At 58.2% G+C, this 23,850-nt stretch carries 25 protein-coding genes; 13 read left to right on the top strand and 12 right to left on the bottom strand.

Translation table 11 applies throughout. The annotated features are described in order from the left end of the window. Window positions 1–104 precede the first annotated feature (104 nt). Window positions 105–866, bottom strand: a complete 762-nt coding sequence (locus ACR0AJ_RS12955) for a DUF3299 domain-containing protein (RefSeq protein WP_480741029.1) — start codon at window positions 864–866, stop codon at window positions 105–107. Window positions 867–1,148: 282 nt separating this feature from the next. On the opposite strand from ACR0AJ_RS12955, the gene pnp reads away from it, so the two are divergent. Further along, window positions 1,149–3,299, top strand: a complete 2,151-nt coding sequence (gene pnp / locus ACR0AJ_RS12950) for a polyribonucleotide nucleotidyltransferase (protein WP_170396549.1) — start codon at window positions 1,149–1,151, stop codon at window positions 3,297–3,299. A gap of 124 nt (window positions 3,300–3,423) precedes the next feature. After that, window positions 3,424–3,762 (top strand): NIPSNAP family protein, encoded by a 339-nt coding sequence (locus tag ACR0AJ_RS12945; protein WP_170360736.1) that lies wholly within the window; start codon window positions 3,424–3,426, stop codon window positions 3,760–3,762. A 52-nt stretch (window positions 3,763–3,814) separates the two neighbouring features. Here ACR0AJ_RS12945 and ACR0AJ_RS12940 read toward each other — a convergent pair whose 3' ends face one another. After that, window positions 3,815–4,450, bottom strand: coding sequence for a DUF1326 domain-containing protein (locus ACR0AJ_RS12940; RefSeq protein WP_170349795.1), 636 nt, complete (start codon window positions 4,448–4,450; stop codon window positions 3,815–3,817). 252 nt (window positions 4,451–4,702) lie between these two features. On the opposite strand from ACR0AJ_RS12940, the gene ACR0AJ_RS12935 reads away from it, so the two are divergent. From ACR0AJ_RS12935 to ACR0AJ_RS12920, 4 genes are all read left to right on the top strand, one after another. Further along, window positions 4,703–4,975, top strand: coding sequence for a PepSY domain-containing protein (locus ACR0AJ_RS12935; protein ID WP_170360740.1), 273 nt, complete (start codon window positions 4,703–4,705; stop codon window positions 4,973–4,975). Between the two features lie 23 nt (window positions 4,976–4,998). Then, entirely contained in the window at window positions 4,999–5,526 is a 528-nt protein-coding gene (locus ACR0AJ_RS12930; protein ID WP_170360743.1) for a helix-turn-helix transcriptional regulator, read from the top strand. A 131-nt stretch (window positions 5,527–5,657) separates the two neighbouring features. Next, window positions 5,658–6,347 carry an outer membrane protein gene (locus tag ACR0AJ_RS12925; protein ID WP_480741027.1) on the top strand — a complete coding sequence of 230 codons (690 nt, stop codon included), beginning with the start codon at window positions 5,658–5,660 and terminating at the stop codon, window positions 6,345–6,347. A 71-nt stretch (window positions 6,348–6,418) separates the two neighbouring features. Further along, the gene (locus ACR0AJ_RS12920; protein ID WP_170360746.1) at window positions 6,419–7,150 is read left to right on the top strand and encodes a glycosyltransferase family 25 protein; all 732 of its coding nucleotides are present in this window, start codon (window positions 6,419–6,421) and stop codon (window positions 7,148–7,150) included. 67 nt (window positions 7,151–7,217) lie between these two features. On the opposite strand, the gene ACR0AJ_RS12915 is transcribed toward ACR0AJ_RS12920, so the two are convergent. Further along, window positions 7,218–7,868: a peroxiredoxin gene (locus ACR0AJ_RS12915; protein WP_170360748.1), complete on the bottom strand. Its 651-nt coding sequence runs from the start codon at window positions 7,866–7,868 to the stop codon at window positions 7,218–7,220. A 183-nt stretch (window positions 7,869–8,051) separates the two neighbouring features. Here ACR0AJ_RS12915 and ACR0AJ_RS12910 point away from each other — a divergent pair, with 183 nt between their 5' ends. Continuing rightward, window positions 8,052–9,491 (top strand): aldehyde dehydrogenase family protein, encoded by a 1,440-nt coding sequence (locus ACR0AJ_RS12910; protein ID WP_480741026.1) that lies wholly within the window; start codon window positions 8,052–8,054, stop codon window positions 9,489–9,491. Between the two features lie 52 nt (window positions 9,492–9,543). Here the strand turns inward: ACR0AJ_RS12910 and ACR0AJ_RS12905 are convergent, their stop codons facing one another. Beyond that, window positions 9,544–10,395, bottom strand: a complete 852-nt coding sequence (locus ACR0AJ_RS12905) for a methylated-DNA--[protein]-cysteine S-methyltransferase (RefSeq protein WP_480741024.1) — start codon at window positions 10,393–10,395, stop codon at window positions 9,544–9,546. Window positions 10,396–10,513: 118 nt separating this feature from the next. Here ACR0AJ_RS12905 and nth point away from each other — a divergent pair, with 118 nt between their 5' ends. The 3 genes from nth to ACR0AJ_RS12890 are packed head-to-tail and all read left to right on the top strand — an operon-like array spanning window position 10,514 to window position 13,024. Next, a complete protein-coding gene (nth, locus tag ACR0AJ_RS12900) occupies window positions 10,514–11,158 on the top strand; it encodes an endonuclease III (protein WP_170410745.1) in 645 nt (214 codons plus the stop codon). Continuing rightward, entirely contained in the window at window positions 11,155–12,144 is a 990-nt protein-coding gene (locus ACR0AJ_RS12895) for an adenosine kinase (RefSeq protein ID WP_170410748.1), read from the top strand. The genes nth and ACR0AJ_RS12895 overlap by 4 nt, the downstream gene beginning before the upstream one ends. 28 nt (window positions 12,145–12,172) lie before the next feature. Next, window positions 12,173–13,024, top strand: a complete 852-nt coding sequence (locus tag ACR0AJ_RS12890; RefSeq protein WP_170410751.1) for a glycosyltransferase family 2 protein — start codon at window positions 12,173–12,175, stop codon at window positions 13,022–13,024. A 13-nt stretch (window positions 13,025–13,037) separates the two neighbouring features. Here the strand turns inward: ACR0AJ_RS12890 and ACR0AJ_RS12885 are convergent, their stop codons facing one another. The 5 genes from ACR0AJ_RS12885 to ACR0AJ_RS12865 form a co-directional block, all read right to left on the bottom strand. Next, window positions 13,038–13,871: a DUF547 domain-containing protein gene (locus ACR0AJ_RS12885; RefSeq protein ID WP_170410754.1), complete on the bottom strand. Its 834-nt coding sequence runs from the start codon at window positions 13,869–13,871 to the stop codon at window positions 13,038–13,040. Beyond that, window positions 13,868–15,241: a radical SAM protein gene (locus tag ACR0AJ_RS12880; protein WP_480741023.1), complete on the bottom strand. Its 1,374-nt coding sequence runs from the start codon at window positions 15,239–15,241 to the stop codon at window positions 13,868–13,870. The genes ACR0AJ_RS12885 and ACR0AJ_RS12880 overlap by 4 nt, the downstream gene beginning before the upstream one ends. Before the next feature lie 71 nt (window positions 15,242–15,312). Continuing rightward, window positions 15,313–16,023, bottom strand: coding sequence for a glutathione S-transferase family protein (locus ACR0AJ_RS12875; RefSeq protein ID WP_170549930.1), 711 nt, complete (start codon window positions 16,021–16,023; stop codon window positions 15,313–15,315). A 64-nt stretch (window positions 16,024–16,087) separates the two neighbouring features. Beyond that, entirely contained in the window at window positions 16,088–16,627 is a 540-nt protein-coding gene (gene sigZ / locus ACR0AJ_RS12870; protein ID WP_480741021.1) for an RNA polymerase sigma factor SigZ, read from the bottom strand. Window positions 16,628–16,633: 6 nt separating this feature from the next. Continuing rightward, window positions 16,634–17,119: an RNA pyrophosphohydrolase gene (locus tag ACR0AJ_RS12865; RefSeq protein ID WP_170410760.1), complete on the bottom strand. Its 486-nt coding sequence runs from the start codon at window positions 17,117–17,119 to the stop codon at window positions 16,634–16,636. 137 nt (window positions 17,120–17,256) lie between these two features. On the opposite strand from ACR0AJ_RS12865, the gene ACR0AJ_RS12860 reads away from it, so the two are divergent. After that, window positions 17,257–19,284: an NADPH-dependent 2,4-dienoyl-CoA reductase gene (locus tag ACR0AJ_RS12860; protein WP_170349779.1), complete on the top strand. Its 2,028-nt coding sequence runs from the start codon at window positions 17,257–17,259 to the stop codon at window positions 19,282–19,284. Window positions 19,285–19,297: 13 nt separating this feature from the next. On the opposite strand, the gene ACR0AJ_RS12855 is transcribed toward ACR0AJ_RS12860, so the two are convergent. Next, on the bottom strand, window positions 19,298–19,906 hold the full coding sequence (locus ACR0AJ_RS12855) for a LysE family translocator (protein ID WP_480741020.1): 609 nt from the start codon (window positions 19,904–19,906) through the stop codon (window positions 19,298–19,300). A 78-nt stretch (window positions 19,907–19,984) separates the two neighbouring features. Then, window positions 19,985–20,425 (bottom strand): DUF4399 domain-containing protein, encoded by a 441-nt coding sequence (locus ACR0AJ_RS12850; protein WP_170376221.1) that lies wholly within the window; start codon window positions 20,423–20,425, stop codon window positions 19,985–19,987. Window positions 20,426–20,653: 228 nt separating this feature from the next. On the opposite strand from ACR0AJ_RS12850, the gene ACR0AJ_RS12845 reads away from it, so the two are divergent. Further along, window positions 20,654–21,565, top strand: coding sequence for a LysR family transcriptional regulator (locus ACR0AJ_RS12845; protein WP_170349776.1), 912 nt, complete (start codon window positions 20,654–20,656; stop codon window positions 21,563–21,565). Between the two features lie 24 nt (window positions 21,566–21,589). Next, the gene (locus ACR0AJ_RS12840; protein WP_425081357.1) at window positions 21,590–22,915 is read left to right on the top strand and encodes a methyltransferase family protein; all 1,326 of its coding nucleotides are present in this window, start codon (window positions 21,590–21,592) and stop codon (window positions 22,913–22,915) included. A gap of 169 nt (window positions 22,916–23,084) precedes the next feature. Here ACR0AJ_RS12840 and ACR0AJ_RS12835 read toward each other — a convergent pair whose 3' ends face one another. Next, complete coding sequence (locus ACR0AJ_RS12835) at window positions 23,085–23,804, bottom strand: SDR family NAD(P)-dependent oxidoreductase (RefSeq protein WP_170349774.1); 720 nt, start codon at window positions 23,802–23,804, stop codon at window positions 23,085–23,087. Between the last annotated feature and the right edge of the window lie 46 nt (window positions 23,805–23,850).

Genomic DNA, 23,850 nt, shown 5'->3' with positions numbered 1-23,850 from the left:
TGTCGACCGCGAGTCTTCTGGTAAGAGCTTACACGATCATCAAAATTTCGCAAAATCCACGCAATTTTAGGGGTTTTACTGCCAAAAACGAAAAAATCGGGCAATTAATCCTGTAACGGCGCCCCACGGGTTTTACGACTGCCCGCCGCGCGCAACCGGTCCTTGAGGGTTGGCGTCCAGGTGGATTGACCTTCTTTGTTTTCCAGCGTCTCGACTAGATCGGCATCCAACCGGAACGTGGCGCGCATCGACACCAACCCGTCAACAACGTTCATCACTTGATCCGTAGGATCAATGACTAGTTTCCCGGTCAGGCGCACCGGTTCATGCGTATAGGCCGGTGTCCAGCCGTTGCGCAATTTCACCCGGATCATCTGGTTCGGCGCGGGTGGTGGCAGGTGACTGCACATGCCGGGCTTAGGCACCAGATAAGCCACCGATTGGCCATCTTCATCCGATGGCGCAGGAATGGCATAACCCATCAGGGTCACCGTCTGACCGTCAAGACCCGGATTGCCGCTTGTGTTGGCCCTATTTCGGCGCTCGGACACGTATTCGCGCTGGGACAGCAGCCAGTCGACGTCAATCTGGTCGGCGGCAAGGGCATCTTCGGTTTCCATCAGAAGTGTTTGCCATTTCTGGCGGTCTTCCGCGCTGCCGACGTCTTGCTGCAACCTGCCGCGCAGGCGGACCGCGAATAACAGATCATCAAATTGCTCGGGGGTAAGCGCGCGAAACGGGTCGTCATAGGTCTGGACCGACGGGTCCGGCAGCGCGGCCCAATCCAACGCAGCACCTGGCGCGGCCGAAACCGGGCCGATGAAACCCAGCAATGCCAGCGGTATAATCTTTAGCCAGGCCGTCATCTGCATTCTCCGCCCGAAACCCGAAACGCCCCCGTACCTTAGCGGCCCGTACCACCCCAGGTCCATGCCGGCATCATCACGAATTCAGCAGGGCGGCAGACCGCCAACCCGGTTCGGTTTCGCTTTCCTTTGGACGCAATCTCATGTATGCGCGCGATATCTGAGACGTTGTGCCCTGACCCTGGCACTCAGACGAAAGTAAAAATGGGGTCGGCGGCAATGGGGCCGCCATGCAAACGGGAGACCCGGAGGGCCGGGAGCGCTCCCATCTAGGATACGCATATGTTTGATGTAACAAAGAAATCTATGCAGTGGGGCGAAGAGACGCTGACACTGGAAACCGGCAAAGTTGCCCGTCAGGCGGACGGCAGCGTGATTGCCACGCTGGGCGAGACCAGCGTCATGGCAAACGTGACCTTTGCGCGGGCACAAAAACCCGGTCAGGACTTTTTCCCGCTGACCGTGCATTATCAGGAAAAATACTATGCCGCTGGTAAGGTTCCGGGTGGCTTCTTCAAGCGCGAGGCGCGCCCGACCGAGAAAGAGACGCTGACCGCGCGTCTGATCGACCGTCCGATCCGCCCGCTGTTTGTTGACGGCTTCAAAAACGAAGTTCTGGTGATGTGTACCGTCCTCAGCCACGATCTCGTCAACGACCCCGACATCGTCGCGATGATCGCTGCGTCGGCTGCGCTGACCATTTCCGGTGCGCCGTTCCGTGGCCCGATCGCCGGTGCCCGTGTTGGTTTCGAGGATGGCGAATACGTTCTGAACCCGACCGTCGACGACATGCAGGACCTGCGCCTGAACCCTGAACAGCGTCTTGACCTGGTTGTTGCCGGCACCAAAGACGCCGTGATGATGGTGGAGTCGGAAGCCTACGAGCTGTCCGAAGCGGAAATGCTGGGCGCGGTTAACTTTGCGCATGAGCAGATCCAGCCGGTCATCGACCTGATCATCTCGCTGGCTGAAGAGGCCGCGAAAGAGCCGTTCGATTTCCAGGCGCCGGACTACTCCGAACTGTCAGCTGCCGTTAAGGCCGCCGGTGAAGAGCAGATGCGCGCCGCCTTCGCGATCACCGACAAGCAGGAGCGCACCGCCGCTGTTGCCGCTGCCCGTGAAGCGATCAAGGAAGCGTTGACCGAAGAGCAGTTGGAAGACGGCAACCTCGGTTCGGCAATGAAAAAGCTGGAAGCAGGTATTCTGCGCGGCGACGTCGTCAAAGGCGGCAAGCGGATCGACGGTCGTTCGACCACCGATATCCGTTCGATCGTTGCAGAAACCTCGATGCTGCCGCGTACGCACGGTTCCGCCCTGTTCACCCGTGGTGAGACACAGGCGCTGGCCGTGACCACGCTGGGCACCGGCGACGACGAACAGTTCATCGACGCGCTGCACGGCAACTTTAAATCGAACTTCCTGCTGCACTACAACTTCCCTCCGTATTCGGTAGGTGAAGTTGGCCGCGTGGGTGGCCCGGGCCGTCGTGAGATCGGCCACGGCAAGCTGGCATGGCGCGCTTTGCAGGCGGTTCTGCCTGCGGCGACCGACTTCCCCTACACGATCCGCATCGTGTCGGAGATCACCGAATCCAACGGCTCCAGCTCGATGGCGTCGGTCTGCGGCGGCTCGCTGTCGATGATGGATGCGGGCGTTCCGCTGAAAGCACCGGTTGCCGGTGTGGCCATGGGTCTGATCCTGGAAGATGACGGCGAATACGCCATCCTGTCGGACATTCTGGGTGACGAAGACCACCTGGGCGACATGGACTTCAAAGTTGCGGGTACCGAAAACGGCATCACCTCGCTGCAGATGGACATCAAGGTTGCGGGCATCACACCCGAGATCATGGAAAAAGCCCTGGCGCAAGCCAAGGACGGCCGGATGCACATCCTGGGCGAGATGGGCAAAGCCCTGTCCGAGACCAACGAATTCTCGGTCCATGCCCCGCGCATCGAAACCATGAACATCCCGACCGACAAGATCCGTGAAGTGATCGGTTCGGGCGGTAAGGTCATCCGCGAAATCGTCGAAGTGTCGGGTGCTAAGGTCGACATCAACGACGACGGCGTGATCAAGATCGCCTCGCCCGACGGTGAATCGATCAAGAAGGCCTATGAGATGATCCACTCGATCGTCGCAGAACCCGAAGAGGGCCAGATCTATACCGGTAAAGTGGTCAAGATCGTCGACTTTGGTGCCTTTGTGAACTTCTTTGGCAAGCGCGACGGTCTGGTCCACGTGTCCCAGATCGAAAATCGCCGCCTGAACCATCCGTCAGATGTTCTGAAGGAAGGTCAGGAAGTGAAAGTCAAGCTGCTGGGCTTTGACGATCGCGGCAAGGTGCGCCTGTCGATGAAAGTGGTCGATCAGGAAACCGGTGAAGAGATCGTTCCTGAGAAGAAAGAGAAGAAAGAGGAAAGCGCAGAGTAATCTGCCTTTCTATTTCGAACAGGAAAGACCCCGGTTTCAGCCGGGGTCTTTTTTTGTTTGGGCTGCCCTTGAAACGTCCTCGAACCATGGCGACAGTTAATGAGTTCTTCTGTGAGGCAATGCAATGATCCTAGAAATTCGTCATTACACGCTGAAACCCGGCCTCCGGGAGGAATTTATTGCGTTTTTTGAAAAGCATAACCGCTCTGCTCTGCGCGATGCAGGCATGCTTGTTTTTGGGCCACTCCGCGATCTGGAGGATGCCAACAAAGTACACTGGATGCGCGCTTTCCCCTCTCTGGAAGCAAGAGAGCGGATAAAGAATGACTTCTACGAAGGGCCAGTCTGGCACGAGCAGATCGAGCCCATCGCAATGTCAATGATTGCCCATTACGAGGCAGAACTGACCGAGACAACCAACGGGTTCGAGACATTCAAAGGCGCTCGAACACTCGATATGTAGTGGGAACTGCGCCGCAATTCGGGTTTTGGACAAATGCGGCGCTGCTCAACAATCAGTGCGCCACCCCTGACGGCCCGTGCTTCATGATATGCCATTGGCCGTAGCTGTCGTTCAGGTCCAGTTTGATCGCCGCGTCTGCCTTGGTCGACGCGCTGCCGATCTCGGCCAGGGTGAATTCGATACCGCCGGGGATATCGATCCGTACGCGATGCGGGCCACCGCCATGCGGTGCCTGAATCGGTTCGCCGGTAGATTTCAGCACATCCCCGATGGTGACCTGGGCCGTACGCCCGTCCATGTCCATCTCAAAATCAATCGGCACATACAGAGTCTCATGAACGTTGTCGCACATCGTACGGAAAACATGCCAGTGGGTCGCCATTTCCTCGGTCTCTTCGCCGTGAAAGACCTTTTCCAATGCGGCGCGTTGGGCGTCCGAGGCACTTGGATCGATGATCACCTGCATCTCACCGCCGCCCTCGAAAATGGGACCCGGCCAGGCATAGATAAGAGCAGCCTTCGTACCACTTAGATCCGTGTCGCCAAAATGCCCCTTTGAAACTTCCAACACTTCAAACCCGCGGCAATGGCCATGGGTTGGCAATTCTTCGAACTGGCAAGGGCATGCATACCCGCAGTTGCAGTTCCCAAAAGCATCGCCTTCAATGTACCAATCAGTAAAACCCATCGTCTTCTCCTGTTATGCACAGTCTGAAAATCCCGACGTCGTTGGTCGCATGCCTGTAGATTATTCCCCCGACAACACCCTACCACAAATTGGTTGCGTTCAGAACCGTAAGGCCTAAATGCCCCTGTTTCGTTGAAATTGCGGCGTAAACCTTGGTTTAAACCCGCCAGTTTCAACCAAAATCCAATCGCAGCAGCCGGGGGCCATCCCCAGTTCGATCGCATCGACGCAATGCACAAAAGGAGATGCGATATGGAAACCTTCAAGATGCTGACACTGACCGGCCTGATCGTAACTGCCCCGGCCCTGGCTCTGGCCAACGTAGGGCTTGGCGACAAACTGGGAACCAGCGAGGCCGAAATCCGGGCGACCCTAGAGGCGCAGGGATACCAGATCGAGGAGATCGAGTTCGAAGATGGTGAGATCGAGGTTGAACTCAGCAAGGATGGCGTGGAAACTGAACTGGTCCTGACCGAGACGAATGGCGAGGTGACCGCCATCGAAATCGAAAAAGACGACGACTGACCGCGCGAAATCAAAGGAGCGCCATGAAGCTCTCACAGACGTCTTTACTCTGGCTTCTTCTGGTGGTGCAGGCCCTCTGCGCCGCCTTTTTCTTGACCGACGCGATCCTGGATTGGACCGGAGGCGAAAGTGCCGGGTTCCGCCATCTGCACGGGTTTGAACTGGTTCTGTCGCTGGCGCTGATGGGGGGACTGGCCGCAACCATTACCCTGATACGCACGCAAAATCGACGCGTGCGCGAAATGCAGCGTCAGCTTGGTGTGGCGCAGGGTGCCTTTGCCCAAATCATCGACAACCAGTTCAGCGAATGGCAACTCAGCGACGCTGAACGTGATGTCGCGCTGCTGTCCATCAAAGGGCTGTCCATCGCAGAAATCGCTGAACTCAGGCAGACCAAAGAAGGGACGATCAAGGCACAAAGCGCAGCGATTTATCGTAAGGCAGATGTCACGGGGCGGCTTCAACTGCTCAGTTTCTTTGTCGAAGAGCTTTTGACCGCTCCGCTGATGAACGAGCCCAAAGCGCCCAAGCCCAGAAAAGATCAAATCTGAAATTCAAGGCGGATTTATTCACTCACTCCGTGCAAATAACCTGTGACTCAACGTGAAGCTCCCGCGCCTTCTTTTCGCGTCTCAATTGCCCACATGTGCCTTGTACCCAATTCGGAACAAAGGACATGGTTATGGTTTCTCGTCTCATTCTCGCCTCGGCGGCCCTGACGGTCAGCGCGTCGGCACTGGCTGCCCAAAGCCTGACTGATGGCCTTTATATTCAGGGCTTCGCAGGCTACAGCCAATTGCAAGACAGCGACTTCGGCGGCACGGTCAACGGATCGCCACAATCCGTGGACACCGATTTTGACGCGGGCTATGGGCTGGGTATCGCCGTTGGCAAGGAAATTCCACAATGGTCTAATGACCGCATCGGCACCCGGGTCGAGCTGGAATTGTCCTACCGCGACAACGACGTGGACGGCGTCAATTTCTCGGGCAACGGGCCGGGGAACGAGGGGAATACATCGGGCGATATCACGCAGACCTCGCTGTTTGGCAATGTGCTGTTCGACATCAAGCAAAACAGCGCTTTCACACCCTATGTGGGTCTGGGTCTTGGCGTAACCTATTCCGATATCGACATCTCTTACGGGCCGGGCGTGCGGCTGGACGACAGTGAGACGAACTTTGCAGCCCAAGTCATCGCCGGCGTGGCTTATGAGGTCAACGAAACCACTGCATTAACCCTCGATACCCGCTATTCTCGCGCCTTCGACGTCTCAACCAACCGCGTGGCACCCAACGGAGCCTCCACCGGCTCTGTCGAAGACGATATCGACACGTTCAGCGTCAATGTCGGCCTGCGCTACGGGTTCTGAGTGCGCACGGGGGCAGAGTTTCTATCCGGTTCCTCTTCCCCCGCATGGTCCCGTGTTCTATGCACGGGATCATGCGATCTTTTATCATCCATATGTCCTCTAGCACCGCCCGGCGACCCAATGCCGACAAGCTGTGCGCCGATCTGCCAAATGCCGAACTGTTCGAGGCCGTGAATGGCCGTGATCCTGAACAGATCGCCGGTGTTCAACTTCATCCCGGCAATCTGCACCGCCCGCATTACCCCTTTCCCCTCCGTCCGGCTGAAATCGGCGTGTTCGAAAGCCATCGCCGCATCTGGCGCAAGCTGGTCGATGAAGAAATTGATCTGGCCATCATCACCGAAGATGACCTGCGTATCGACCCCGCCCGCATGGCCGAGACGCTCAAGGTTCTGGCCCCGATAGCCACACCCGACCATTATATCCGCATTCCGGTAAAGCAGCGCGAGGTCCCGGTTCAGACTCTGGCCGAACAGAACGGGCTTCGGCTGATCCTGCCCAAGGTGATCGGGTTGCAATGCGTCTGTCAGATGGTGGGTCGACACGCGGCCAAACGATTGCTTGCCGCCACCGAACAGATTGACCGCCCGGTAGATACCTTCATGCAAATGCACTGGCTGACCGGCCAACCCATCCACGCCCTGCTGGGCAGTGGCAATCAAGAGGTGGCGCGCGAAATCGGTGGGTCGACCATCCAAACCAAACCGCCACTGTCGGATAAACTGACCCGCGAATTCAAACGCGCAGCTTATCGGGCAAAGCTGCACCTGCACCCGCAGCGCCCGCGTACTTCATCTGGCTGAAGATACCTTAGAGGGAAGTAGCCGTTAGGCGCGAGGGGGCAAACAGCCCCCCAAACCCGGCCCCGTCTTACGACGGCGCCTTGGTCTTGCGCAGATAGGGAAAGATCGTTTCGAACTCGCCGAACTTTTCTTTCGCTTCATCGTTGGACACGGCAGGCGGGATGATCACGTCTTCACCCGGCACCCAGTTGGCAGGCGTCGCAACGCCCTTGGCCGACATCTGCAATCCGTCGAGCGCGCGCAGAATCTCGGCAAAGTTCCGGCCTACGGTCATCGGATAGGTCATCGAAAGCTTCAGTTGCTTGTCCGGCCCGATAATAAAGACCGAGCGCACCGTGGCGCTGTCTGCAGGCGTGCGACCGTCGGGCAGATACGCCTCGGCTGGCAGCATGTCGAACGCCTTGGACACCGCCAGCCCGTCATCGGCGATGATCGGAAAGCCGGGGTTTGCGTTGCCGTAAGCCTCGATGTCTTTTTTCCACTTCTTGTGATCCTCCACCCCGTCGACCGACACGCCCAGAACCTTGGTATTGCGGGCCGCCCATTCGTCATTCAGCTGCGCCACAGCCGAAAACTCGGTGGTGCAAACAGGAGTAAAATCTTTGGGGTGCGAAAACAGGATCGCCCAGCTGTCACCGATCCAATCATGGAACTGAATGGTGCCCTGATCCGTCTCTGCAGTGAAGTTCGGAACCGTATCATTGATGCGCAAACCCATGGCGAATCTCCTTTATTGTGAAAAACCCGAGTCGGTTGCCGTAAACCTAAACACTTTGCGCGATTGTTAAACCACATAAGGGCGTCAAATAATTTGATCAAATTTTTCCTTGCCGTGCCCTTGCCCCGGTGACAGAGTGGCCGCGATTCCCGGCTTCGGGCTGTTGGCACAGGAGGATGCGCCATGATCGAAAAACGCGATTTCTATATCACCGGTCAGTGGGTCGCCCCCTCGGCGGCCAATGACTTTCACGTGATCAACCCCTCGTCCGAGGAACCCTGCGCGGTGATCTCGTTGGGCGCGCAGGCCGATACGGATGCCGCCGTCGCTGCGGCCAAGGCGGCTCTGCCGAGCTGGATGGCCACTCCGGTTGCGGAACGGATCGCGCTGGTGGAAAAACTTGTCGAGGTCTATCAAACCCGCTCGGAAGATCTGGCGCAGGCTATGTCGCTTGAGATGGGCGCGCCGCTGGATATGTCACGCAGTTCGCAAGCGGGTGCGGGCATCTATCACCTCAAGAACTTCATCCGCGCCGCAAAGGATTTCCCGTTCGAACGCCCGTTGGGCGATCATGCCCCCAATGACCGCATCATTCACGAGGCCGTCGGCGTTGCGGCCCTGATCACACCGTGGAACTGGCCGATGAACCAGATCACGCTCAAGGTCGGCGCGGCGGCAATTGCGGGTTGCACAATGGTGCTGAAACCGTCCGAGCAAAGCCCGCTGAACGCGATGATCTTTGCCGAGATGATGGACGCTGCAGGATTCCCGCCCGGCGTGTTCAACCTGGTGAACGGCGATGGGATGGGCGTCGGCTCGCAACTTTCGGCACACCCAGATGTGGATATGGTCAGCTTTACCGGATCGACCCGTGCCGGAACCGCGATTTCCAAGGCTGCAGCCGAAACGCTGAAGAAAGTGCATCTGGAACTGGGCGGCAAAGGCGCGAACGTAATCTTTGCCGATGCCGATGAAAAGGCGGTCAAACGGGGTGTGCTGCACATGATGAACAACACCGGCCAAAGCTGCAACGCGCCCAGCCGCATGCTGGTCCAGCGCCCGATCTATGATCAGGCGGTGGAGATTGCGGCAGAGGTAGCCAACAAAGTCACCGTTGGTCCCGCGCTTGAGGAAGGTCGCCATATCGGCCCTGTGGTGAACGAGGTGCAATGGACCAAGATTCAGGACCTGATCCAACAGGGCATTGATGAGGGCGCGCGTCTGGTTGCTGGCGGCACCGGACGGCCCGAGGGTTTGAACAAGGGCTACTACGTCCGCCCCACCGTCTTTGCCGACGCCAATAATCAGATGACTATCGCGCGTGAAGAAATCTTTGGCCCGGTCCTGACCATGATGCCCTTCGACACCGAAGAAGAGGCCATCGAGATCGCCAATGACACGCCTTATGGTCTGACCAACTATGTCCAGACACAAGACCCCGCGCGCGCCAATCGTATGGCGCGGGTGCTGCGGTCGGGCATGGTTGAAATGAATGGCCAGTCACGCAGTGCCGGATCACCGTTTGGTGGGATGAAGCAATCCGGCAATGGGCGCGAAGGCGGCGTTTGGGGCTTGGAGGACTTTCTGGAAGTCAAATCCGTCGGTGGCTGGGCTACCGAGTAATCAAGTTTGATTAATCCAATTGTGAGGCACCTTACGGTGCCTCGCTCTGTTTTCAGGCTTCCGCCTGTGCAGCCTCATAGGCCAGCATGGCGCGTTTGACCGGCAGGCCCCAATGGTAGCCGCCCAAACCGCCAGATTTCCGCAGCGCCCGGTGGCAGGGGATCAGCCAGCTGACCGGGTTGCGCCCCACAGCCGTGCCAACCGCACGCACCGCTTGCGGGGACCCTACCCGCTGCGCGATCTCGGAATAAGTGGTGACCTGGCCCGAGGGTATATGCATCAGTGCCTCCCACACCTTGATCTGCAGGGGTGAGCCGATCAGGTATAGGGGCGTCGGCTCCAAGCGGTCGCTGACCGATCCAAACGCGCTCAGCACCCACGGGCGCAGGCGCATCGGGTCCTCGACAAAGTCCGCCTGCGGCCAGCGCGACAGCATATCCTCCATCGCGTCTTCTTCACCGGTCTCGGCGCCGAAGGCCATGCCGCAAATGCCTTTGTCGGTACCCATCACCAGCGCGGGGCCAAAGGGGCTTTCGAACCAACCCCAATAGATCGTCAGCCCTGACCCTTTGCGGGCGTATTCGCCGGGGCTCATGGATTCCCATTTCAGGAACAAATCGTGCAGGCGGCCAGAGCCGGACAGGCCCACATTGTGGGCGGTCTCCAGCGTCGTGAACCGTTCGCGCAACAGCGCCTTAGCGTGACCCAAAGTCAGGTACTGCTGGTACCGTTTCGGTGACACGCCGGTCCAGCGCGAGAACAGGCGTTGGAAATGCGCCGGGCTCATGTCCATTTGGCGGGCCAACTCATCCAGGCTGAGGGGCTCACCGCCCTGATCAATCAGCTCGATCGCGCGTCGCATGACGTTGTAGTGATAGCCGCTTTCAGGAGTCTGGACGTTCATGTCTTTCACCTCATTATCTGGGATAAACCATAGCGCGCAGGCCACGTCCAAGCGACCCGGAACTTGCGCATTGGCTTTGGGCTTGTGTCACGGGCCAGCGGGCGGCATTAAGGCCCGGATGGCAAAACAACTCGACTATTACACGATCCGCGAGATCTTTACGCGTTTCCATGACGCCGACCCCGAACCCAAGGGCGAGCTGGAGCATGTGAACGTCTACACCTTGGTCGTAGCCGTAGCGCTGTCTGCGCAGGCGACGGACGCGGGCGTCAACAAAGCCACACGCGCGTTGTTCAAGGTTGCCGACACCCCGCAAAAGATGCTGGATCTGGGCGAAGACGGCCTGATCGAACACATCAAAACCATCGGTCTTTTTCGACAAAAGGCCAAGAACGTCATCAAGCTCAGCCGTATTCTGGTCGAAGACTATGGCGGCGAAGTACCCAATTCCCGTGCGGCACTGCAATCGCTGCCGGGGGTGGGGCGCAAGACGGCGAATGTGGTGCTGAACATGTGGTGGCGCTATCCCGCGCAGGCGGTGGACACCCATATCTTTCGTGTCGGCAACCGCAGCGGCATCTGCCCGGGCAAAAACGTGGACGCGGTCGAGCGTGCCATCGAAGACAACATTCCAACCGATTTCCAGCTGCATGCACATCACTGGCTGATCCTGCATGGCCGCTATCACTGTAAGGCGCGCAAACCCATGTGCGGCACCTGTATCATCCGCGATCTCTGCGAATTTGAGGACAAGAACCTATGAAAACCTACCAGCTTGTTGGCATCGGAAACGCCGTTGTGGACGTGATTTCCCAGGCCGATGACAGTTTCCTGGAACTGATGGGCATCGAAAAAGGCATCATGCAGCTGATCGAACAGGAACGCGGCGAGGTGCTGTATGCCTCGATGGAAGGTCGGGTTCAGACGCCGGGCGGGTCTGTGGCAAATACCATCGCCGGGGCCGGCGCACTGGGGCTGGATGCCGCGTTTATCGGGCGGGTGCATGATGACGCGCTGGGCCGGTTCTATGCGGATGCGATGAACGAAGATGGCGTGGATTTCGTGAACCCGCCGGTGCCGGGTGGCGAACTGCCGACCTCGCGCTCAATGATCTTTGTCTCGCCCGATGGGGAACGGTCGATGAACACATATTTGGGGATTTCGTCCGAGTTGTCCTCGGCGGACGTCTCTGCTGACGTGGCAGGCAACAGCCAGCTTATGTTCCTTGAGGGGTATCTGTTCGACAAGGAAAAGGGCAAGGCGGCGTTTCTTGAGGCTGCGCGAAACTGTCACAAAGGCGGCGGAATGGCGGGCATCGCCATCTCGGACCCGTTCTGCGTGGAACGTCACCGGGTCGATTTCCTGCTGCTGATCGAGAACGAGCTGGATTTCGTCATCGGCAACGAGGCCGAGATCAAGTCGCTGTTCGAAACCGACGATCTGGAAGAAGCGCTGGCAAAAACCGCCGCGATCTGCCCTCTGGTCGTGTGTACCCGGTCGGGTGACGGGGTAACGGTTCTGTATGACGGTCAGCGCACCGACGTTTCGGTGGAAAAGGTGGTGCCGGTGGACGCGACCGGCGCGGGCGACCAGTTTGCCGCCGGGTTTCTGTATGGCATGGCCACCGGTCGCGATTATGAGACCTGCGCCCGCATCGGCAATGTCTGCGCCCGTGAAGTGATCAGCCATATCGGCCCAAGGCCCGAAGCAAATATGCAGGAACTGCTGCGCGCCGCAGGCTTGCTGTAAAAAGTCAGGGCCGGACAGAGGGCATCGCATGAAAATAGCTGCGCTGACGATGGTGTACCGCGACTATGAAATGCTGGCGCGCTGGTGCGATTATTACGGCGACATGCTGGGCCGCGAAAACCTTTTTATCGTCTCTCATGGTGCCGACCCACGGCACCGTGAGATTGCCCAAGGGTGCAACTGCATCACTGTCCCAAGGGAGCCCGTTGCGAATTTCGACACGTGGCGGTTCGAAATGCTGCATCGCTTCGTTCAGTTTCTGTCCAGTTCTTATGATTGGGTCATTCGCACGGATTCGGATGAGTTCATTGTCGCGGACAGGGCATATGGAACCGTGCCCGAGATACTGCAGCGTCAGGAGGTTCCGTTCGCCTTTGCCCTCGGCCTTGAGGTTTTCCAACACGAAAGCGAAAAGGAACTGACGCCAGACCCTATCACCACCCAGCGGCGCTATGGTCTGGTTCTTGCGAGGTATTCCAAGGCGTTTGCGGTACGAAATGGCATGCGGCTGGAAAACCATGGGGTTCACATAAACCCTCGAGGATCATCTTCCTACACTGTAAACATGCCTGAAGGGCTGTATCTGCTGCACATGCGGATGTGTTCGAACGCCGTGCATCAGGCCCATCGTGACCGAAAGATCATGATGAAGAACGCGCCGCGCTCGTGGAAGAATCTGGACAAGTGGGAACGGATTATTCTTGACCACATTGCTTTGGGTCAGGTCGATGATAGCGATGCTCATCTCAGTCACGTCCGGAACGTTCAAAGCAATCGCCACAGACCGGCCTGGTATCGGCGCGGTATCCTTGTGCCTGTTGCGACACCCGACATGAACCGCGTCGTGGAACTCCCGCAGGGTATTCTCGGCCAGGTGTGATCGGAAGATCGTGCTATGAACCGGCTGCGTCGTTCAGCCGCCAATCGTAATCATACGCCCTGACCCGCTGTGTTTGCTGCAGTCGGGCCCGCAAGTCGGGATCGGCGACCGTTCGAATATAGGCCAGCACGGCCTGTTCATTTGGTCCAAAATCTTCGCGGAACCAGATGTAGATTTTTGACAGGACAGGCCTCCCGTGATCATTGAACCGCACTCCGCGCGGATCATTGACATAGGCACGCTCGGTCGCGGCAAAGTCCTGCTCCAAGGTCTCGGCCTGCCAAGCGCGGCTCATCAGATTGGGACAACCCACGGCCGCGCAGTTCAACGCATAGTGGATGCGGGGCTCATCATATGTGGGTCGGATGATGCGATGCTCGATATCGTTCAGGGTCAGCGTCTGCCCCGCCACCTCAACCAGAGGCCGGTTCCAGGGGCCGATCGACAGCGGCCCGTCTTTGATGTCGCGGATCGAGGCCACGGGATAGTTATCAAGAACCACATCCACCGTCACTGCATTATAGAGATTGATCCAATAGGCCAGCTGCTGATCGCGAGTCAGTTGCCTCGGATCCACGGCTTGCAAATCGGTCAGATAACCATCCAGCCGCGCCCGGTCGGCCTGCGTCACCTGCCCATAAGCCAGCCGATTTACACCTTGCGTATCCGGCGCGACATAACGGGACAGGAAAGCCGTCCAATCACTGTGATCAACCCGTTGTCCGGGCAGTGGCGCATAGCTGGTCAAGGTCTGCCCCGGCAAGGTCTCAGGCGCGGGCAGCGCCAAACGCTCAACACTGGCGCAGGCGGCCAGCAAGGGCAGCAGCAGGATCAACAGATATCTCATGACGCGTCCTTCCGGGTCTGGCGCAGGGCCCGCATCTGACCCTTGAGCCGCTTCAGCGGGGCAAGCGAGGGGTCGCCAAGCTCGGGCAGCTCCGGCCCACCAGACAGGCGCGGCACGGCGGCGTTCCACCAGCTTGGGCCGGTCGGGCCTTCGATCCGGTCCGGGCTGGCCAGATGCATATCACGCTGCGCATTGTGTACACACATCGACAGCGGTCCGTTAGCCGTCGCGACCATGAACACGCATGAGGCGCAACGATCCTCCTCAAGCGCATCCGCCGCCATGAAGTTATGGATGAACACGGCCTGCCGCCGCACCGGGCCGCGCAGCAGCCCTGATCCCAGACGCGCCACGCTTAACGCCAGATGACCAAGCGCCCGCAAAGCCAGCAGCGGGTGCCGCCGGATCATGCGCCGCAGTTTGGGGTGGATGCGGATATGCGCGTCCTGCCTATCGTCTACGCCTTCAAGCGCGGCGATCACCCGATGCACCAGCCGCCGGTTCGACAGCAACGAGACCGCGCGCCCTCCAGCGGTGACCACACTGGCATAACGGTTGCATTTGGAATGCCCAACGGCAGCTGTGTCGAAATGCAGCGGCGTGCCGTAGCCTGCCTCAATCGCGCGCGTCACACTGTCCTGCGTGATCGCATCCGGCCGCACGCGCAGAACACCACGCCCGGTATCGGCCTGCATCTGGAACGACACAAAGGCAACCTCGGGGCGGTCACGCAGAAACCGGGCCAATTTCGGTATCTCGCCGAAATTGCCGCCAAACACGGTGGTATTGAACAGGATACGCAACCCCAACCCGCGCGCGCGGCGGATGTAGGCGCGGCGCACGGTGTTCAATTCGACCTCGGAGCTGAACCCTTTTCGTTCCTGGGTCAGGTCGACGTGAAAGGCGACATCATCCAACCCTGCCGCTGCCAGCCGCGTCAGAAAAGCCCGGCTGGCGCGGATACCGTTGGTCATCAGGCAGGACCGCATGCCCAGACGGCGGATCTCGCAGCACAGGGCCTCAAGATCCTCGACCTTGCGCAGGGTCGGATCACCGCCCGTCAGTTGTACCGAGACACCTGTGCCATAGTGGCTGCGGATCGTGGCGAGCCGTGCAAACAGAGCCGAAAGCGGTGGGTCAAAGGTCATCTCGGCCCGGTCCGAGAGGTAGCATAGCGTGCAATCCAGATTGCAGTGCTGGGTGACCTCAAGCGCGACGCAGGCGATGGGGTAAAACCGCCCCGCTGTCTGTCCCGCGCCAAATTCACTGCAACTTTGCAAACCGCCACGCAAGGGGGCACGACGGTCGGTGCCTGTGAACTTGCGTCCGGCGGGGGCAATGGCGGGCTGGGGATGCGCGGTGTCTTTCATACGCACCAAGCTAGAGAGGGCTAGGACATGCGACCACGCCCTCTCACGCCAACGTGCGGGCCGGTGAACGATCAGCCGCAGCAGCCACCGGATTGTTTCACTTCGGTCGCCGACGGAGCCTCGTTCACATTCGCACCCCGACCCAGCCAGGTGCGCTCAGTCAGATAGAAATCGGTGAAGCGGTCGTGAAAGTCGTCGGACACGGATTTCTGCGGAATGCCCGTGGCCTGTAGGGCCCGCTGCCACGCTTTCACCTTGGGATAATCGGCCAGCATGTCGTGCCCACTGTGATCGGCGACAATCGCAGCGCGGTGCAACAAGGGCAGCCATGCCATATCCACATTGCCCAGCGTTTCCCCTGCAAAGAACGGACCATCGCCCAGTTGTTTTTCCGCCTTGGCAAAGGCGGCGTTCAATTTGGTCACGCGTTCACCAAATACCGCGCTGTCCGCACTTTGCATGGTGCTGCACTGAACCAGATAGTGTTTGCTGGCCTGATAGCTCCACGCTCGGTTCAAGGCGCGCTGTTCGGGCGTCAGATCGGGTTGCAGCAGGGCAGCGACTTCATCAAGATATTCAGCGATTGCGTCTGACTCGAACAGCGGCGTGCCGCCTTCGGTCACCAGCACCGGCACCTGGCCTGTGGGCGACAGCTCAAGAAACCAATCAGGCTTGTCGCTAAGGCTGATGAAGTCAATTTGATAAGGCACCTGCTTGGCCTCAAGCAGCGCCGTGACGCGCTGAACGAAGGGGCAGATTTTAAAGCTGATGATACGGATCATTGGTCTTTCCTTTTGGTTGCTTCACCTGTCAGACGAAGCCCACGCCAAAAAGACGACGATCAGATCAACATTTTCTGCAATTGGTGGATTTTTCCTGCACGCCCGAGATGTTTCCCCGCACATCCATCGAAATATTGCAGCAGTCTTCAAACGCCTTGCGCAGCTCGGACCGACCTTTTTGAACGCGTGACTTGAGGGTCGAATAGGACAGCCCATGCGCCTGTGCATAATCGCGTTGTGACATGCCATTGATGTCTATGGCCATCAACATATCTGCGGTCTCGGCGGGCAAACCCCGAATGAAGGGTTCGACACAGCCTTCAAGATCCTGACGGGTTTCGGGATCATCACGATGATACCACAGGTCATCCGGATGCGCCTGCGCACGGCCCGCTTTGCGATAGTGGTCAATGATAGTGCGATCCGCCGTCTGAAACAGCCACGGCTGCAGCTTGGCCGGATCTTTCAAATCAGGCAGGCCGGTGAAGACCTTGACCGAAATCTCTTGCAGCAGGTCATCCACATCCGCCGCATTAGACACGCGCGAATGCAAAAACGCCTTTAGACGAGCGCGATATTTCGGCCAAATATCTTCGATCTGCATGCTGGTTTATGACAGGTAATCGGCGAACGCGTCCACCACCTGCTCATAGACCTCACGCTTGAAGGGCACGATTTCCGCGATCAGCTTGCCGGGGTCTTGCCATTTCCAGCGGGTGAATTCCGGGTGATCCGTTGCGATATTGATCTGATCGTCGCGGCCGGTAAAGCGCAGCAGGAACCATTTCTGTTCCTGCCCGCGAAAACGGCCTTTCCAGATATTGGGCACAATCTCATGCGGCAGGTCATAAGGCAGCCAGCCATCGGTCTCGGCCACTACCTTGACCAGATCAGCGGTCACGCCTGTTTCTTCCCATAGCTCACGCAAGGCAGCATCGCGGGGGTCCTCACCCTTGTCCACCCCACCCTGCGGCATCTGCCACGCGTCCTTATGGCGGTCATTACGCTGGCCGACAAAAATCTTGCCGTCGGCATTCATCAGCATCAACCCGACGCAGGGGCGATAGGGAAGTTTGGCGATTTCTTCGGGGGTCATGCGTGGCCTCATGGGGATGTTCAGGCAACCTCTAACAAGCGCCGCGAGGTCCGCAAAGGGGGTGACGTTAGGTTTCGCGTGACAAAGTTTACGCGCGCGTCAATTTAGGTTGCAAATTCGTGAGGGAGAGTTTCGCCATGACTGCGTACCCAAACATGCTGGCCCCGCTGGATCTGGGTTTTACCACGTTGAAGAATCGCGTGCTGATGGGTTCGATGCATACAGGGCTTGAGGAAACCGGCGATTGGAACCGCGTGGCCGAGTTCTATGCCGACCGTGCGCGGGGTGGCGTAGCACTGATGGTGACGGGCGGGATTGGCCCGAACCTTGAAGGCTCGGTCCTGCCGGGTGCGTCAATGATGACCAACGACAAAGAAGTGGCGAACCATTCCATCGTGACGCAGCGGGTACACGAAGCAGGCGGCAAGATCGCGATGCAGATCCTGCACGCGGGCCGCTATGCCTATGGCCCGAAATGTGTAGCCCCCAGCCCTGTGAAGTCTCCGATCTCGCCGTTTCCGCCAAACGAGTTGGACGAAGACGGCATCGAGAAACAGATCAGCGATATCGTCAACGCTGCCCGATTGGCCCAGAAGGCAGGCTATGACGGGGTCGAGATCATGGGCTCTGAAGGGTATTTCCTGAATCAGTTCCTTGTAACCCACACCAACAAGCGCACCGATCGTTGGGGCGGGTCGTATGAGAACCGGATGCGCCTGCCCATCGAAGTCGTACGCCGCACGCGCGAGGCGGTGGGAACGGACTTCATCATCATCTACCGCCTGTCGATGATTGACCTGATCCCCAACGGCTCAACCCATGATGAGGTGGTGGAATTGGCGCGGCGGGTCGAACAAGCCGGTGCGACGATCATCAACACCGGCATCGGTTGGCACGAGGCACGGATTCCGACGATTGCGACCAGTGTTCCCCGCGCCGCCTTTGCGTGGGTGACCAAAAAGCTGATGGGCAAGGTCTCGATCCCCGTGATCACCTCAAACCGGATCAATACACCGGAAGTGGCCGAAGAGGTTTTGGCGACAGGCTGCGCCGATATGGTCTCAATGGCCCGCCCAATGCTGGCGGATGCGGATTTCGTGAACAAAGCGATTGCCGGGGACAGCGCCAAGATCGCGCCCTGTATCGCCTGCAACCAGGCCTGCCTGGATCACACGTTCAGCGGCAAGCTGACCTCATGCCTGGTTAACCCGCGCGCCTGCCACGAGACCGAGTTGGAGATTGCCAAGGCAGATACGGTCAAGACGGTGGCTATTGTCGGTGCTGGCCCGGCTGGTCTATCCACCGCCATGACCGCCGCCCAGCGCGGCCATGAGGTCACCCTGTTCGACCGCGCCAGTGAAATTGGCGGTCAGCTGAACATGGCCAAACAGGTACCGGGTAAAGAAGAGTTCTGGGGCCTGGTCGACTGGTACCGCACCATGATGGCTGATCTGGGTGTGAAAGTGGAACTGAACCGCGAGATTAGTGCCGATGACCTGACCGGTTTTGACGAAGTGATCATCGCCACCGGTGTTACCCCTCGCGATCCGCAGATACCGGGACAGGATCGGGACAACGTCCTCAGCTATATCGACGTGCTGCGCAACAAGGCCGAGGTCGGCGCGTCCGTCGCCGTGATCGGCGCAGGCGGCATTGGTTTTGATGTGTCCGAATTCCTGATTGAAGACGGACATAGCCCCACAACCGACTTGCCCGTCTGGATGAAGGAATGGGGTGTGACCGACCCCGAGGATCACCGCTCGGGCCTGGCCCCCGAAGGCCCGCAGCCCGAGGCTCCCAAGCGGCAGATCACCCTGTTGCAGCGCAAGAAGCAGGCACACGGCAAAGGGCTGGGCAAAACTACGGGATGGATTCACCGCGCAACGCTAAAGATGAAAAACGTCAATTTCGTAGGCGGCGTGAACTATGAACGCATCGACGAGGACGGCCTGCATGTAACCTTTGGCGAAGAACGCGCTGATCCGACTGTCATCCCAGCGGATACGATTGTTCTGTGTTCTGGTCAGGTGTCTGAACGCTGCCTTGCCAACGCGCTGATCGATCGCGGCATCACCCCGCACGTGATTGGTGGCGCGGATGTAGCGGCAGAGCTGGACGCCAAGCGGGCGATCAATCAGGGCACACGGTTGGCGGCTAGCCTCTGAGTTCGTACAAAGGTTACTCGGAAAGCGCGAGCTTGACGCCCAGCGCACCAAACGCGGTTGAGAAACACCGCTTGATCCAGGTCATGACGGATGGTCGGTGAATGACATAATCCCGCGCCAGCGCCGCGCAGGCTCCGTATCCAACAAAGACCACAAAGGTCAGTGCCATGAAGGCAAGGGCGAGCTTGATCAGTTCCAGCCCTGCGTTCGCCGTACCTGCCGGTAAGAACTGTGGCAGGAAGGCCAGAAAGAACAAGGATAGTTTGGGGTTCAGAACATTGATCAAAGTTCCGGTCACCGCGATTTTGACGTGGCTTACCGAGGATTTCTCGGCATTGACCTCCAATGCGCCGCCATCTTTGAGAATCCCCCAAGCCATATAAAACAGATAAAGGACACCCAGATACTTGATGAGCTGAAACGCCAGCGCGCTGGTATGCAAAAGCGTGGCAAGCCCGATGATACTGGCAAGCGCTGCCGGAACGATTCCAATTGTACATCCAACTGCGGCCGCAAGGCTGGCGCGAAAACCGCGCCCAAGACCAACGGCCAGCGTGTATATCACACCGGTCCCCGGCAATAGCACCACAATTAGGGATGTCAGAAAAAACTCAAGCGACATGCCGCCTCCAACTTGTTCCGAGGCAGAGTTTCCGACAATCAAATTAATGTAAACCGTTTTAGCTGGCAGTTCTGGTGACTACTCCACCGTAATCGTAATCACCTCGGACACAATTGGTGTTGCATGCGGCACGTGCCCTGCATCGCCCAACACCAGTTGCAGCGTGTGTTCACCGGGGGCAAGGTCCAGCGTCACTTCGGTCTGACCGCCACCAAAATGCAGGTGATTGTCGTCTGCGGGCAAACCATAGGCCAGCTCATCCGCGCCGTCTTCGCCCTCTCCTAGCGGTGGGCGGTCAATCAGCAAATGATGGTGACCGGTGTTTTCCTTCTCGGTCCCGGCCGGGGCCACGCCCATGCCGCTAAGACCAAAGACCACCGTCACAGGGGACTTGACGGTATCCCCGTCCGCCAGATTGACGAAATAAACCTTTGCTTCGGGGTTGGATGGCGTTTCTCCACCGGCCAACGCAAGGGTTGCGGACAGGCACAGGGCAGCAAGGGCGAAAAAGGCTTTCATGATCTCCTCCGTGGTCACAAATTTGCCATTCTCATCTTAGCATATTCGCGCCAATGCCCCTAAACTCTTTGTCTTTTTTGGGGTGTAGTCACCTTGGAAACTATTGTTTCCGCGTTTCCCATCTGCAAACGATAGCAATTAAATCCCTGATATTATCCCATGTCTGCCCCGTTTCCGCCCAGATTGGGCGCCAAAGTCAGGCAGAGACAAAACACCCGGGGAACGAGTATGGACCGACTGACCGAAATGGAAGCCTTTGCCAATGTGGTGGATCAGGGTGGGTTCACCGATGCGGCCAAGAAGATGGGTATTTCTAAATCTGCAGTATCAAAGCATGTATCAAGCCTTGAGGCACGGCTGGGCGCACGATTGCTGAACCGTACCACGCGTCGGGTATCCCCGACCGAGATCGGGCTGGCCTATTACGACCGCGCGCGCCGCGTACTGAATGACGCGGGCGAAGCGGATGCGCTGGTCACCTCAATGCAATCGGCACCTTCTGGCCTGCTGCGAATCAGCGTGGCGACAGATTTCGGGGTGAACCATCTGTCGCCGGTGCTGTCGGACTTTTTGGCCGCGTACCCGGATATCACCGTGAATATGGTTCTGAACAACCGTTACGTGGAATTGATTTCCGAAGGCTTCGACGTCGCCGTACGCATTGGTGAGCTTGAGGACAGCACCCTGCGCGCACGTAAACTGACCGAAACCGTGAAACGAATGGTGGCCGCGCCCAGCTATATCGAGAAATTCGGTCGTCCGCAGAAAATCGACGATCTGAATGAACACAAGCTGCTGCATTATTCGAGCCAATCCTCGGGCAATGTCTGGAGGTTGACCGCACCGTCAGGTGAAAAAAGACAAGTGCGCACCGCCGGTTGGCTCAGCGTGAATGACGGTCAGTCGCTGTTGAACGCGGCGATCTCGGGGCTGGGGATCGCATATCTGCCCAGCTACCTATATGCCGAGGCGCTGAAATCCGGCGAGGTACTGGATGCGATGCCGTCATTGCCCGATGAGGTGCAGGGTATCTATGCCGTCTATCCACCCGGCCGCTTCACGCAGCCCAAAGTACGCGCGTTCATCGATTTCCTGGTTCAGTCCTTTGCGGAAAAAGGCCTGATGGATTGGGTGGACTGACCCGATGCTCAACAGGCTGAACAAATGAATACAGCTATTCAGACCGAGAATAGCACCGAGCACGCCGATGGCGACGCACGTCCTGCATCGTCAACAGGGTCAAAAACGCCCCCGGTTTCAGCCGTAAGCGAAATCACTGGCCTGATTGGCGTAGTCGGCCTTTTTGCAGCAACATTGGCAGCCGTCTATTTCGACACGCCGTTGTTGCAGTCCATTCAGTTGTTGTTGGCGGGTGCCGCGCTTCCGATGATTGTGTCGTCTATCCTGCTGGACAAGGCCCATTTGCGCGCCTCAACAGGATTGGATTATAGGCTCAGGAGGCACTCTTCAGATGTTGTCTCAATCACGGTAACAAAGACCCTGGGCCTTGGGGCGACCTTTTTCGTCATCGCCATGGCCTACCAGATCATTCCGACCTACGACTCGTCAAAATACGAGCTGGTTCGCGCACTGACCCTTGCGTGGTTTCCTATAATTTGGATTCTGTCCCCAGCTTATATTGCCTTCACCACCCGCCACATGGTCGAGCCGCGCGACGAGCTTTGGCACTTTGGTAAGCTGATCACCCTGCAGCTTTCCGTCGTGGATTCTGAAAAGATTAAAGACCATTGCAGGACATGGCTGGTCAAAGGGTTTTTCCTGGCCTTCATGATCACCATCCTACCGCAGATCGTCAGTTTCGTGACCAACGCGGATCTAGAGAGCTTTTTTGCCGATCCAGTGTCGCTCATCCTGCTCTTGATCCAGGTTTCCTTTCTTGTGGATGTGTGCATCGGGTCGATTGGCTATGTCTGCACGTTCCGGGTTCTCGATTCACATATTAGAACTGCGAACCCGTATCTGTCTGCCTGGGTCGCTGCGCTGGTGTGTTATCCCCCCTTCGCGTTGATGACCACTGGCGGCCCGCTCGACTATCGCGCAGGCACGCAATCATGGACGGATTGGCTGTCGGATCAGCCTGTGCTTTTGATTGTTTGGGGCGGCGTAATTCTGTTGCTTGCCATAATCTATGCCTGGGCAACCGCTGCGTTCGGGCTTCGTTTTTCGAACCTGACCCATCGCGGGATTATCACGACCGGGCCGTTTCGTTATTCCAAGCATCCTGCCTATCTGTCCAAAAACATCATGTGGTGGATGCTTTACATGCCATTTCTTTCGGCCGTCGGACCAGCGGCCGCCCTTCAAAGCTGCATTTTGTTGTTGGGGGTGAATGCACTGTATTACGCGCGCGCCAAGACGGAAGAAAAGCATCTTATGACCGACGAAGACTATCACGTCTATGCTGACTGGATCGCGGAATATGGCCTGATTGCGCGCTTGCGAAATCAACGTCGCAGTCAGAAACCCTGACGGTCAGAGCCAACCGAAGGCGATTAGTCGAAGAACAACCACAGATCGTCTTCGTTTTGTCGACAAATCGTCTCTTTTGCCAGTGATAGTGCAAGTAACAGGAAAGATCTCCCCCGGTGAACCTCGACGGCCCGCGCATCAGTGCGGGTCTTTTTTTCTTGATTGTCTTTTAGAAACGCTCGACCCAAGGACGCAAGGTCAGCTCGTTACTCCAGGCGGATCGGTCCTGATGTACCAAATGCATGTATTCCCGCGCGATGGCGTCCGGGTCCAACATGCTGTCGGGGTTGTCCGTAGCCTCAACCCGTTCCGGACGGGACGCATTGCGGATGCCACCGTCGATATTGACCCACGCCACGTGGATGCCTTTGGGGTGCAACTCGCGCGCCATGGATTGCGCCAATCCGCGTTGTGCAAATTTGCCCATGGCAAAGGGTGCGGACAGCGGAAAGCCTTTGACCCCAGCCGAGGCACCGGTGAACAGAATCGTTCCGCGCCGGTTGTCCCGCATCGGCTGGTCCAGCATGCGGCGGGCAGCGGCCTGCCCTAACAAAAAGGCCCCGTGGGCCGTTACTTCAACTGCCTTGCGTACCGTTTCGGGGTCCAGATCGGTGATGGGACCACGCTGCCGGGCCGAAGGGTTGTAACAGGCCACACGCAATTCACCCGGCAGATCGGCGACCAACGCCGCTACGCCCGTGGCATCCGTACCGTCCAGCTGATGAAGCGTCGCACCCGTTTCGGCAGCCAGTGGTTCCAGTTTCGCGATATCGCGCGCGGTCAAGTGCAGCGCATATCCATCCCGAGCCAAGGCCCGCGCGAATGAGGCCGACAGGCCTGCCCCCGCGCCGATGATCAATGCCTGAGGGGTTTGTGTCTGATCGGCCATGGCGGGCTCCTTCACTCTTGGACCTCTCACTGACCTAAGTCGGTGC

It is taken from the genome of Ruegeria sp. CJ9, from assembly GCF_056536625.1.
This window is presented reverse-complemented; position numbering and strand designations above follow the sequence as displayed.